Origin of the sequence: Priestia sp. BR_2 (assembly GCF_041954005.1) — a bacterium.
In the GTDB taxonomy this organism is placed as follows: Bacteria; Bacillota; Bacilli; order Paenibacillales; family Paenibacillaceae; genus Paenibacillus_AQ; species Paenibacillus_AQ lautus_A.
The window spans coordinates 90,872-104,246 of the sequence record NZ_JAVFHM010000275.1; the positions used below are offsets into that span (position 1 = coordinate 90,872).

The 13,375-nt window shown below is 50.0% G+C and carries 9 protein-coding genes; all 9 read right to left on the reverse strand.

The window, feature by feature from the left end:
- Positions 1-266: 266 nt before the first annotated feature.
- Positions 267-3,389: a beta-galactosidase, LacZ type gene (gene lacZ / locus RB298_RS21100; RefSeq protein WP_486048426.1), complete on the reverse strand. Its 3,123-nt coding sequence runs from the start codon at positions 3,387-3,389 to the stop codon at positions 267-269.
- Between the two features lie 15 nt (positions 3,390-3,404).
- Positions 3,405-4,226, reverse strand: a complete 822-nt coding sequence (locus RB298_RS21105; protein WP_096776208.1) for a carbohydrate ABC transporter permease — start codon at positions 4,224-4,226, stop codon at positions 3,405-3,407.
- Entirely contained in the window at positions 4,223-5,038 is an 816-nt protein-coding gene (locus tag RB298_RS21110; RefSeq protein WP_486048456.1) for a carbohydrate ABC transporter permease, read from the reverse strand. Before RB298_RS21110 ends, RB298_RS21105 begins: the two co-directional genes overlap by 4 nt.
- Before the next feature lie 240 nt (positions 5,039-5,278).
- On the reverse strand, positions 5,279-6,589 hold the full coding sequence (locus RB298_RS21115; protein ID WP_213579494.1) for an ABC transporter substrate-binding protein: 1,311 nt from the start codon (positions 6,587-6,589) through the stop codon (positions 5,279-5,281).
- A gap of 167 nt (positions 6,590-6,756) precedes the next feature.
- Positions 6,757-8,565 (reverse strand): cache domain-containing sensor histidine kinase, encoded by a 1,809-nt coding sequence (locus RB298_RS21120; protein WP_375121651.1) that lies wholly within the window; start codon positions 8,563-8,565, stop codon positions 6,757-6,759.
- Positions 8,562-10,133 carry a response regulator transcription factor gene (locus RB298_RS21125; RefSeq protein ID WP_486048429.1) on the reverse strand — a complete coding sequence of 524 codons (1,572 nt, stop codon included), beginning with the start codon at positions 10,131-10,133 and terminating at the stop codon, positions 8,562-8,564. The genes RB298_RS21120 and RB298_RS21125 overlap by 4 nt, the downstream gene beginning before the upstream one ends.
- Positions 10,134-10,448: 315 nt before the next feature.
- Positions 10,449-11,477 carry a zinc-binding alcohol dehydrogenase family protein gene (locus tag RB298_RS21130; RefSeq protein ID WP_486048431.1) on the reverse strand — a complete coding sequence of 343 codons (1,029 nt, stop codon included), beginning with the start codon at positions 11,475-11,477 and terminating at the stop codon, positions 10,449-10,451.
- A gap of 19 nt (positions 11,478-11,496) precedes the next feature.
- The gene (locus tag RB298_RS21135; protein ID WP_486048433.1) at positions 11,497-12,438 is read right to left on the reverse strand and encodes an aldo/keto reductase; all 942 of its coding nucleotides are present in this window, start codon (positions 12,436-12,438) and stop codon (positions 11,497-11,499) included.
- Complete coding sequence (locus RB298_RS21140; RefSeq protein ID WP_486048435.1) at positions 12,425-13,285, reverse strand: amidohydrolase family protein; 861 nt, start codon at positions 13,283-13,285, stop codon at positions 12,425-12,427. Before RB298_RS21140 ends, RB298_RS21135 begins: the two co-directional genes overlap by 14 nt.
- Between the last annotated feature and the right edge of the window lie 90 nt (positions 13,286-13,375).

Genomic DNA, 13,375 nt, shown 5'->3' on the forward strand with positions numbered 1-13,375 from the left:
GACATGTCAAAGAATTTGTACTTCCCGTTCTCGTCCTGCTTAATATGCAGCGCAAAGTCCTTCTTCATCGAACGTCAACCGAAATTATCCAAAATATAACATACATCACATGGTTTTAACAGTCGCTTTCGGAATCAAATTCGATGATGCGGGACGCGGCATATGACGGATTCATACTACAGTTGTGCTGATCAAGCTTACAACGAAGGCATGAAACAACGCTCGGCCCAACCATATTGGTGAGCCGAGCGTTGTTTGGCATTCTGCTATTTCATGAATAGGCTTTTGCATATCGTAAATTCAAAGGACATGTCCGTCGAAGAATCGAGTTGATACTCGTCATGAACCGGAGCCCCCCAGCTGTCGTCACCCCCAACCCCCATTTGCCGACCGGCAATGGTAACAACGGTATGGTGAACATTCGGCAGCTCATAATGATGCGTCGCATTCTCCAGCTCAAATGCGGTATAGGGCGATATATTCGCTTCAACCGGTGCTGCCGCCGAGGCTTTTATCGTGAGACCATGACCTTGATCGCTCGTTATGGATACCTCCCGCACGCCTGTACGATTGCCCGATTCCTGCGGTACCAAATAGGCTGAAACATGATCCGCCGCACGACTTCGGAAGCGACATAATCTAGCTCCGAACGCACGATCGATATAGTTCTCTTCCGGCCCGTTTGCATACCAATCCAGGTTGTCGTAGTCCGCCGGCACTTTGAAGGTAAGAGCAAAGATCGGCAGCTTCGGCAGCCCCGGCTCTCCTTGATACCCCGACTTTACGTGAATGCTGCCATCGGTAAACACCGTGTAGGATACACGCACCCGTATTCCTTCGGATACGCTCAGTTTATACACGTAGGTCACGGTTGCGCGGTCTGAGTACTCCATTAGCTCGCAGCTTTCCGTTCTTCGAGTCAGGCTTGCTGCATACCAAAGCGCGGAGTCGAACGGCAGTCCGGCCCCTTTATCGTTATCCGTCATCGCTCTCCAGAAGAGCGGCGCCGGCGGCGAAGAGATCATCTCCCGTCCCGCATACTTGACCGATATGAGGGTCCCTGCCTGCTTCGAGAACATGACGGAGAAATCGCGTCCGTGAACGCCGATATTTACGTCCCCTTCAACTACACGGAAATCATTCGCCGGCTTATCCTGCGATACCTCTGAACCTGATTGCAGGCGTTCTGCCTCCGACGACGCATTATTAGTATCATCAACAGCCAACGTGTCCTCCACTTGGAAAACAAACTGTCCAAAAGCAATTTCATACCCGGCTTCCGCCCATAACGACTCCTTCTTGGTCACGAGTGTAACGTCTAGCGTATACTCCCCGGCTGGATACCCGGCCTCAGGCAGTTCCAGCTTTACATATCTCTCTTCGCCGGGACCAACCTGGGTGCATACAGCTCCGCTATAGATTTCCCTGCCTTCATGGTATAGAGAGTATTTAACATGATAAGCATCCAAACCCACGAACAAATTCTCGTTTCGGATCGTGACGCCATAACGATCCGGTGTCAGCTTGATGTTCTGATACAGGAATTTCACTTCCTGCATTTTGGGGGACCATGTCCGATTTGCATATACGATGCCGTTGCCGGAGAAGTTGTAATCCGTTGAGCGGTCGTCAAAATCCCCTCCATAAGCCATAAAAGGCTTGCCGTAACGATCATGTTTCACGATAACCTGATCCATGAAATCCCAGATGAAGCCGCCTTGATACATCGGATACTTCCGTTCCAGCTCCGTGTATTTATGCAATCCGCCGACGGAATTGCCCATGGCATGCATATACTCGCAGCTGATATAGGGCTTGGAAGGTTCGTTTTGCAGATACTGTTCAATATCTGCAGGTTTTGCATACATGCGGCTCTCCATATCGCTCGCATCGTCATATTCCCGGTTATGGAACACTCCTTCGTAATGCACGAGCCGGGTAGGGTCCTTCTCCCGGAAAACATTCGCAACGTTTCGAATGACTTCACCCGCATAAGACTCGTTGCCGCAAGACCAGATCAATATCGATGGGTGGTTCTTGTCCCTCTCGATCATGGAAATCGCACGATCCAGAACGATATCCTGCCATTCCGGCCTGCTGCCCGGTATGTTCCAGGATGGCTCAACAGCCCCCATTTTCTGCCACGATCCATGCGTCTCCAGATTCATCTCGTCGATGACGTACACGCCGTACTCGTCACACAGCTCGTACCACAGCGTCTGATTCGGATAATGGGACGTCCGAACGGCGTTGATATTCGCCTGCTTCAATGTCTTGATATCCCACAGCATATCCTCTTTCGTAATGCAGCGTCCGCGATGGGAATTGAATTCGTGCCGGTTGACGCCTTTGAATATAATGCGCTTGCCGTTTAAGAGCATCACCTTGTCGATCATCTCGAATTTGCGAAAACCTATCTTTTGCGGCACGACCTCCACAAGGTTTCCGGATGCGTCATAGACGGATACGTACAGTGTATATAAATTAGGTTCTTCTGCGCTCCACCGCTTGACCTTTCCCGCAGCTAACGCAATCGACGCCGTTCCCTCGGAAGCTCCGGTTTCCCCCCGGACCACTGGATTTCCTGCTGCATCCTTAAGCTCAAAGACTATTTTCGAAGCAGGCCTGCCCTTAAGCTGCATGGCAGCCTTCAGCGTTCCAAGTTCATACGTTTCATCCAAATCGGTCTGAACATGCAGATCCTGAACATGAACGTCTGGTACCGTGTATAGATACACGTCGCGAAAAATTCCGGAAAAGCGCCAAAAGTCCTGATCCTCCAGCCAGCTTCCGGTGCTGCGTTGATAGACCTCTACAGCCAGCTTATTCTCGCCTTCCGCCAAGTACGGCGTGAGGTCGAATTCGCTCGGCGTAAAGCTGTCTTCGCTGTAACCGACAAACTCCCCGTTCAGCCATAGATAGAAAGCCGATTCAACTCCCTGAAAAGAAATGTACAACGGACGCTGCTGCCAGCCGGCAGGAACGTCGAAATACTTCACATAGCTGCCCACGGGATTGTGGTCCTCTGAGATCATCGGGGGTCTAAGAAACTCCACACCGTCCCATGGGTACATGGTGTTCACGTATTGCGGCTGCCCGTAACCCTGAAGCTGGATATGTCCGGGAACCCCAATATCATCCCATCCTCTGCAGGATGCGTCCATTGTATAAAAATCCGCTTGGCGTTCCTTGGCGTTATGCGCATAACTAAACTTCCAGCTTCCATTCAGACTGTGGCGCCAAGGCATCTCTCCAAGCCATTCGGCTTCCCGTATCGTTGCGTAGTATCGGTGATCGGAGTGCGCAGGCATCCTGCCTACCGCGAATATGCCGGGATCGGACAACCATGCAAGACTTGGCGCGACTCCCCGTTCAACCTGCTGTTTCATCTGTTCTCCTCCTTATTATTTAACTGAACCTGTCATTCCGGCAACAAACTGCTTCTGCATCATGAAGAACACCATTGCCGTCGGCAGCGTCGTAATGACAATCGCAGACATGATCAAACCGTAGTCGGGAGCGTAGCCTGATCCCAGGTTCGATATCAGCAGGGGCACGGTCATATTCTCCGGCGATTGCAGCACGATCAGCGGCCACAAATAGTTGTTCCAGCTGTTCAGGAACGTAATAATCGCGGCGGCGGCATAGGTCGATTTCATCGTCGGCATATAAATGCGGAAAAACAAGCCGATCTCCGAGAGTCCGTCGATGCGACCGGCTTCCATCATGTCCTTCGGAAACATTTTTGTGCTTTGGCGGAAGAAGAAGATCAGGAAGGCCGTCGTGAATGTCGGCAGAATGACAGCCCCTGCCGTATCAATGCCTAGAAAGGGTACAACCCCCGATACCTTAGCAAACATCTGAAATAAAGGCACCATGATCGCCGCGAACGGAATCATCATCGAGGCCAGGAGGATATTAAATACGATATCTTTGCCGCGGCTACGGTACATCTCAAATCCGTAACCAGCGGCTGATGCAACCAGCAGTGAAAGCACGGTAGTCACCACCGAGATTTTTGCGGAATTCCATAGAGCTTGCCACATGTCCACGGAACTGAACAGATTGTTGATATTCTTGACCAGGTGCGAACCCGGCAGCAGCGTCCCTTTCGTTACGTCCACGGACGGATTGGTGGCACTGACAACCATCCAGATAAACGGAAAGATGGAGATCAGGGCAGCGATAATTAAAAACAGGTAAGTAAACACGCGTTTGGTTCTCATGATCTCTTGTCACCTCCAACTTTGTTCTGGATCATCGTCAATATGACCACCATCAGTACGATCGAATAAGAAACGGTAGCTGCGTACCCAAAGTCTGGCGTGTATTCGAAGGAAAGATTGTAAATATATTGCGATATCGACATGGTTGCGTTTCCGGGGCCGCCTTTGGTGATGTTGACCACCTCGTCAAACAACTGAAGCGTTCCAATAGTCGATGTGATCGTCGTAAACAAGATGATCGGCTTCAAGAGCGGAATCGTAATTTTGAAAAATTGCGTGAAGGCATTCGCACCATCGATGCGTGCAGCTTCATATACGGATTTATCGATATTTTGCAGTGACGATAAATAGAAAATCATATTATAGCCTGTAAAACGCCAGGTGATCGCGATGATAATCGTGACTTTGGCCCAGAACGGGTCGGTAATCCATTGAATCGGCTCCCGGATGAGATGAAGATTCACCAGAAATTTATTGACGATGCCGTCAGCTCCGAACATGTACTTAAAAACGACGGAGTATGCTACAAGCGACGTTACCGTCGGCAGGAAAATAGCCGTTCTGAAAAAACCTTTGAACTTCAATCGATCGTCATTGAGCAGCACAGCGATAAAGAGCGCCAGCACCAGCATAACCGGGACCTGAACAAGTAAGTAAATAAACGTATTCTTGACGGCCGTAAGGAAGGTGGTATCGCTGAACAGGCGAATATAGTTGTCTATTCCGACAAACTGAAGATTGCTGCCCCTGCCCGATTTGAAGGATAGGATTAACGCTTTAACCATCGGATAGAAATAAAAAATACCAATCATGACGACCGGCACAAGGACGAAGAACCAGCCTGTCAAACGTATCCGTCTTTGACTGTTAAGGCCCTTGTGAATTTGCGGGCTTAGCCTGGCTTTTTCTGCATTCACACCACTCCACACCCTTCTGTTGGTCACAATTCTTACGGATAGAGATAATAAAACCCTTGCTCCCCTTCCTTCAGCAGATGTCCACTTTACAGGAGAAGAAGGAGCAAGGGCATAGATCGTACTGCCTAAGTGTGTTTAACGGATTTGCGTATCGGCTTGTGCCTGCGCATCTTTCAGAACGGTTTCCACGTCTTTACCGCCGAGATACGCCTGCATGGCAACGACCATAATGTCCTCGATGGCGTAAGTGTTCATGCCGTAGTTCACGTTAGGAATTTGTTCGGTCCAAGCGGCAAAGTCCGAAACGACTTTCTGCCCTTGGAAATACTCATCCGCTGCCGCGTAAGCTTCTCCGCTTGCGGCCGCTTTCAGGGTGCCGATGACCCCGACTTTTGTATTCAATGTCTGATACAGCTCAGCATCGGAAGCAAATGTCTTCGCGAGGAACTCCGCAGCTGCTTCTTTGCCTTCAACGTTCATCACATACCAGGAGCTGCCGCCCAGGTTGGATGCATGGACAGAGCCTTCTGTTGCCGCAAGCTTAGGCAGCGGGGCTACCGCCCATTTACCGGATTGGGAAGCTTCGGCTTTGATCGAAGGGGTGATCCAGTTTCCGGTTGGCACGGTAGCCACTTCACCGCTGTTGAATGCTCCGACGAATTGGCTCCAGTCCGAGTTCACCTTCACGATGCCGGAATCCATCATTTCTTTGTACAATTCAAAGGCTTCCTTCAATGGAGCATTGTCTGCAATCGTCGGCGTATTGCCGTCTTCCGCCGTATACCACGCCCCCGCGGATTGGATCATCATGCGAATAAGTCCCAGATCATTAGGATCCAACGTAATCATGCTTTTGCCGGTTTTCTCTTTGACGGCTTTGCCAATCTCGATGTACTGCTTCCAGTCGATGTCCTGCAGGTCGTCCAGACTGTAGCCTGCCTGCTCGAGATAATCCGTACGTACGTACATTCCCGTCACGCCGGAGTCAAACGGAACGCCGTACTGCTTGCCGTCGACGCTGGTCGGGCCAATCTTGTAATCCGCAAAATCGTCCACTTTCACGATGTCCGTCAATTCGTAGAAAGAATCCGGATACGCTTGCAAGAAGCTCTGTGCACGGTAATCCTCAATGAGCACGATGTTAGGCAACCCTTTCGTGGAACCGGAATTGAGCCCTGTGTTCAGCTTTTGGACGATATCGGCCTGTGCATTCTCTACCACATTAATCGTGACATCCGGATTCACTTGAGCGTAGGCTTCCTTGGCAACATTCATGGCCGCAATGTTAAATGCCGGGTCCCAAGCCCAAACCGTAATCTCTTTTGCCCCGGCACTGCCTTCATTGCCGGAATTGCCGGTGCTGTCCGATCCGCCTTCCGTACCGCCCGAAGAACATGCCGACAAGAGTACAACGCCAGCCAGTAGTAAGCTGATTAATTTTTTCAATGCGTAAACCCCCTTTTTAATCTAAAAAACAATAAAAGATGGAAGCGTTTTCTCTGTTACGCATCCATCTTATCACTTTGTATTCGTTTTCATTGGCACTATCTTTGTCAGCTTTGGTGCTATTATTGGATCCTGTTTTCGCTTTCATACTGGCTCTGGTACTATCTTTAGATTCTTGTAATATCTTTAGCTTTGGTCAATGGAAGCGTAAGGATGATTTTTGTTCCTTCACCGCGTTTGCTTGTAATGTGGACCCCGTATTTCTCGCCGTACATCAATTTAATTCGATCATCCACATTGCGTATCCCAATGCCGGAGAACAATTGGCGTTTGCTCATCGGTGCAGGCAACGAGTCTTCTATGGGCGGGTTCTGCTCAAGATTCATACCGTCCCCGTCATCTACGACTTCACACACAAGCTGGTCTTCCTGAACGGCAATCATGATCAAAATCCTCCCCTCTCCTTTGATGTTGAATGCGTGGAAGAATGCATTCTCAATAAATGGCTGAAGAATGAGCTTGGGCATATGATAATCCAGGCTATCCGGCTCCACGAAGTAATGGACGCGGATTTTCTCTCCGTAACGCACATGATTAATATACACATAATGCTTGAGCGTCTCGAGTTCCTGCCGCACAGGAATGGTGGAGTGAATATCGCTGACCGTATTTTGCAGGAGCGATATGAGCGCGTTAATCGTACCCGCCGCTTTTTCCTTGTTGCCCTGCTGCACCAGAAATTTGACCGAAGCCAGCGTGTTATACAAAAAATGCGGATTGATCTGCATTTGAAGCGCGGCCAGCTCCGCATTTCGCTGCTGCTTCTGGGTTTCCATCAATCGGTCTACATAATCATGCAGCGCATCCAGCATAAAGTTGAAGGCGTTCCCCAGTTCCTTCACTTCATAACTGCTGTTTGCAACATCGACATGATGATCGAACCCGCTAGTCGGAATGCTCGACATCTGTTCGACGAGTACGCGGAGCGACTGCGTCATTCGCCGGGTGATCAGAAAAACAATGACAAGCGATATCGCAACGATAGCCATGATCGTCAACGTGACAGCTTTTGCATTCACCATCTGTCCGGTCACGGCTTTCTTGTCGATCATATTCACCAAATAAAATTCGAATTCGGGCAAATATTCCGAGAACACAATTCGTTCGTTCCCCATTACATAGGCAGACTGATCGTCTTCTCCCTCGTCCTGATCCGTTACGACTTCCTGAAGCAGTCCCTCATCCGACATCCCGATCAATTCGGTCCTGTTGCTGGAAACAATGACCCCTTCCTTGTTCAACAGCACGACGTCATTGCCTTCGCTTGTAAAATTCGCATAGAAGGGCTTGAAATTCCGGTCGCGGATGACCACGTACAAGGTGCCGTAAATTCTGCCGGTAGACTGGTCAAAGAGAGCTTTGGAGGCGACGAGCATGGGCTCCTGTGCGTTAGCTTTAGGATCATCGCCACGATAGAGCTGGTACAGGATTTGTGCAGGATGGGCCATCGTTGTCTTGGTAATCGGGTGATCCTTCAGTTCCTCGGCCGAGACCGACCAATACCAAGGATCGGTAGAATAACTTCTGCCATTCGCTCCAACGATCATGATGCCGACGTCATAGGCGCTAAAGTTGGACTGAATCGACTTCATGCCCTCTGTCATCCGATACGTTTTCATCGCAAGAGCCACGGCCTCCGTTTCTCCGCCCGATAAATAGCTTCGGATCGCCGCATTCTGGGCGATCATGGTGGCACCGGTTGCTATAGCGTTATTATAGGACTCCAGGTTTGACTTCATCTGGTTCAACAGCTTGCCGTTCGTGATGCTGAAGGTCTGCAGAAACAACTTCTCCGACATGCTGATGGTAATGGACAGCGTCAGGAGGGAAACGGTAACGATGCTGATGAGGGTCACAAGAAACAGCTTAAGGAATAAGCCTTGTTTTCGCAGCTTGGTTATGACATTTCCGATCATGATTCCCGTATCTCCCGCGCGTCTTGCCTCCGAAACTGACTCGGAGAGATGCCTGTCTGCTTCTTGAACACCTTAGTGAAGTAACTCTGATCGGAGTACCCTACGCTGGCGCTGATTTCGGAAATCGTAAGTTCCGTTGTCAGAAGCAGCTCCATGGCTTTTTCCAAACGGATTTTATTGAGGTATTCACTGAATCCCTCCCCATTATACGAAGCAAAATAACTCGACAGATAAGAAGCATTAAAGTGAAACTGCCTGGCCACTCCGGTTAGTGTGATGGGGTCGGCATAATGGTCCTGAATATATTCAAGCAGCCGGTCCATATTGGGATTAACGGATGTATTCGTCTCGCCTATCGCACGTTCCGCTTCGCGGATGAACGCTTCGACAACGGCGATAGCTTCGCCGGCATACCTGGCTTCGTCTATTTTTCGGAAATAGTCGTATTTGGCATTCTCCAGGCTTCCGGTCTCGACCTTCATTTTTCCAAGCGTGGTCGCCACGTTAAATATGAAATTCCCCAACGACGATTTGAATTCGAAAATATCGGTACGATAATCCATCGAGCGCAGGCAGGCGTATTCCAAAAAGCCGGTGAAGGCCTTCCGGTACTGCTTGCGTTTCAACTGTTCCATGAGCTCACCCATGTCGTATTCGAGATGCGAATCCGGAAGGCCCGGCAAATGTTCGTATTCAATCAGCGTCCGATCCTTAAGGAAGAAGCCGTATCGCATGAGTTTCAGATAATTGTCATGGTAAACCTCGCCGAGACTTTTAAAGTCGGCGAAGCACTGGCTGATGACAAAATGCGTCTCACTCGTATCATGAGCCAGTTTGGGGATCAGTTGCCGGAGTTCAATGACAAGTTCGTTCCTCCGTTCGGGATTCACGTTCAGCAAAAAAAGAGCCGTATCGTTGACAAACTTCAACCGCATAAACACCAAGTCGGCCATCGCTATCTTTTGGAGTTCGCTTTCCAATTCGTTCCCGAAACCCCATCTGTCCCCGGACTCTTTCATATGCTTCATATCCGCACCGAAAAACAAATACTGTCCGAAAGGAAACCTCGAATGCAGCAGCAAGGGATCCAGCGAAGACTCATAACCCGTCATGAGTTTCTCGATGGCTTGCAGGATCCGCGCTTCCCCTTGATCCGCACGTGGATCGGCGTCCGGCTTCATGGCGACCATTTTGGCCGTAACCTTATTAAGGATGGACAACAGATAATCGGCTTCCAGCTTCGGCTTCAGGATATAGTCCGCTACGCCGCTCTGAAAAGTAGACCGAACATAATCGAATTCGCTGAAACTGCTAAGAACGATGATTTCAATGTGGGGATACTTCTCCTTAACGACCTTGACCAGTTTCTCCCCTCCCATGACGGGCATTACGATGTCGGTAAGAATGACATGAGGGCTCACCTCATTCATCAAATTCAGTGCTTCCTGACCGTTAGAAGCCTCGCCTACGATTCGGTACCCCTCCTGTTCCCAATCCAGAAGGTGCTTAATCCCCTGCCTGACAAGCATTTCGTCGTCTACGATCATGATCTTGAATACGGGTTTCATGTCGGCTCCCCCCTTGCAGCTTGCAACCTTCCGCAGTCATACACGGTATGAATACAATTTAAAAAAAGCCCTGAATTACCAGGGCACACCCCTTCTATCCCAGCCTTGGTTCCTAATGTAACCGTTTACGAATTCCCGAATATGACTTAACCTCATCCGACAATGGAAGAGAATCCGCGTGAAAGAAATTAAGACATACTGTTATCATACACTGCAAAATAAAATTAAGAAATATGCTGTCCATTTCCATCTGCCGTTTGACCTTCCATTATCCTCTTTCATCTGAACCATGTTCAACCAATTCAAGAGAATGGTTCAAAGTTCCACCATCGCCTTAATGACCTTGGCGGAAGGACGGAGCCAGCCCTGAAATTCTTGGATCAAATCGTCAAACCGGCATCGATGGGTGATGTACGGATCTACATCGATGCCGCCTTCCGAAATGCCGCCTTCCGAGATCCGCTGCATCACATCATGGAAATCATCCCTGGTCGCGTTACGGCTGCCCATCAGCGTCAATTCCCGCTTATGGAACTCGGGATCCCGAAATGAAATGTCCCCTTGAATCAAGCCTACATATACCAAGGTCCCCCCGTGTGCAACCATGTTAAAAGCGTTGGTCATGGAGGGTTGGTTTCCCGTTGCGTCCAAAACGATGGAAGGAAATTCTCCATCCGTTATCGCCGAAAGATCAGACAGTTCATCTCCAACCTGGATGGCATGATCCACCTTCGCCCAGGTTTTGCAGAAGGCCAACCGATCGGCGTTCATATCCATGGCGATAACGGTTGCCCCCAGCGCTTTGGCAAAAACCATGATCCCGAGTCCTATCGGACCGGCTCCGATGACTAAAACCGTATCCTTCGGGGTCACATTCGCTCGTTTAACGCCATGCGCGCCAATGGCAAGCGGTTCTACCAAGGCAGCCTGATCCAAGGTCAGCCCTTCCGCCCGCATCAAATGGCGAGTCGGAACGGAGATGCGCTCGCGCATGCCGCCGTCGATATGCACCCCCATCACCTTCAACGATCTGCAACAGTTTGTTTTGCCTCTAAGGCAAGGCATGCATTCCCCGCAGTGAATGTAAGGAATGACGCAGACGGTGTCTCCGGGCTTCAATCCCTCTTCGTTAGCTCCGACTTTTTCAATGATGCCGGATAGCTCATGGCCGAGAATACGCGGGTACGTAAAAAAGGGCTGATTCCCGCGAAAGGCATGCAGATCCGTACCGCAAATCCCGATCCGCTTGATGTTGACGATGGCTTCTCCTTCGAGCAATGGAGGCTCGGGCAAATCCTCCCGGTATTGAAATTTCCCGATCTCTTGACATACGATACCCTTCATCCCAGCTGCCTCCTCTTCTTCATCGGATGCCTTCATTGTATTCCGGGCGTCCACTTGTCCAAGTCCGTCCTTGTACGGGCTCCAAAATCTTCAATACTTCCGCTAAAAGGGTCTGATCCAGCGGCTCTTCGCTCCAAGCGGCATTACGTTGTATATTGTCGGGATTGGCCGTACTGACCAGCGTCGTCGGAATCTGTTCATTCGAAGTCGAGAATTGCACGGCTAGCTTCGCGATATCCGTTCCGGCTTTAGCGCAATACTCGGCCGCACGTCTGCAGGCTTCCCTGATTTCCGTTGAAGCCGGATGCCAAGACGGCGCTCCTCGGAAACCGAGAAGGCCCATGGATAAGGGAGAGGCGTTAATAAGCCCAATTCCCTCCTCGTCAAGCAGCGGCAGCAAACCGGTAAGCGTCTGATCATTCAAAGAATAATGGCAGTAAGAAATGATGGCGTCCACTTCGATTTGGGGCAGCAATTTTTCGAACAACTGCAGAGGCAGACCGCAAATCCCTCCAAAACGGATTTTCCCCTTTTCCTTTAAAAGCTGGAGTGCAGGAAGGGCTTCCTCCATTACAACGGATGCGGGAACGAACTCAATATCATGCAAAAAGAGAATGTCCACGTAATCGGTTTGGAGTCGCTTCAAGCTCTCATCGATACTGGCGATAATCCGCTTGGACGTGAAATCAAAATCATTCTCGCCATAGCGGCCTGCTTTCGTAGACAGGATAAATTGGTCCCGGGGTAATTGTCGGATCGCTTCGCCCAGCACGGTTTCCGCCTTCGTCAATCCGTAATAAGGGGATACATCGATCAAATTGATGCCCGCATCCATGGCTGCGTGCACGGTACGGATTCCCTCGTTGTCGTCGGTCTCCCGAAAGACGGAGCCTAGCGAAGAGGCTCCGAAGCCTAATACGGAAACATCCAGACCGGTTCGGCCTAACTTACGGTATTTCATGATGAACACCATCCTTTTCCAACTTATAGAACGCCTTGGCGTTCAGACCGAACAAACGTGCATGTTCCCGTTCTCCCCAATGCTTCGGCAGCGCTTCCGCCAATACGTCAACCACTTGGTCATATTCTGCCGATAGCAGGCACACGGGCCAATCGCTGCCGAATATGACCCGATCGGGACCGAACATCGCGACCACTTTATGTACATACTCATTAAAGTCTTCCTGGCTCCACCGGCGATGCTCCGCCTCGGTCACCATACCGGATAGCTTGCAGTAGATGCGCGGAAAACGGGCGATTTGCTTCATCAAGCTCTCCCAAGGTTCCATCTGTCCGCTTCGGATCGGCGGCTTGCCCAGATGATCGATGACGCCGCGGATGCCGGGGACCATCTCAATCAGCTTCAACAGCGTCTCCAGCTGATGACTCCGGACAAGAAGATCGATCGGAACGTCTTCCTTGACATATTCGTTCAATGCTTGGATAAAAGTCGGCTCCAGGATCACATTGGCTTCCGGCATATCCTGAATCATGATGCGAAAGCCGATAAATTTCGGATGTTTCCGAAATCGCTCATAATGCCGGCGGTGCTCCGGATCGAACAGGTCGATCCATCCTACTACTCCGACAATGGTAGCATCGCGATCCGCCAATGATAACAGATAATCCGTCTCTTCCAAGGTCGGTGCTGCCTGAACCGTTATGCTGCCGTCCAATTGATGCGAATCCAAATGCGGCTTAAGATCGGAGGGCAGGAAGTTTCGATAAAGCTCCGGAACCTCCGGCGTGATCCATTCATAATCTCCTCGCTCAATCAGCCAATAATGCTGGTGGGCATCCAATCTCATATACATCCCTGCCTTTTAGGTGTAGTGTTCGCTATCTTTATTGTACGTTCATAATCAGTGTACAAAAATAGCCAAGGATTGCATTTTTAT